1 pseudogene is annotated in these 213 nt (G+C 62.0%); it reads left to right on the forward strand.

The features are described from left to right. Positions 1 to 213, forward strand: a pseudogene (locus tag FNJ47_RS49555) (IS630 family transposase); the annotation flags it as partial.

Here is a 213-nt window from a genome sequence, read left to right on the forward strand (position 1 = left end):
CCATGCTTCCCATGGGGTTCGGCTACATTGAAGGCGTCACCCACGACTACGAGCGTCATGGCACGACCACCCTGTTCGCCGCCCTCAACGTGCTCGACGGCGCAATCATCGCTCAATGCAAACCCCGGCATCGCCACCAGGAGCTCCTCGCCTTCCTGCGCCACAGCGAAGCTAACGTGCCGCCCCAACTGGACATCCATCTCGTCGTCGATA

Source organism: Bradyrhizobium uaiense (assembly GCF_010811875.1).
In the GTDB taxonomy this organism is placed as follows: Bacteria; Pseudomonadota; Alphaproteobacteria; order Rhizobiales; family Xanthobacteraceae; genus Bradyrhizobium; species Bradyrhizobium uaiense.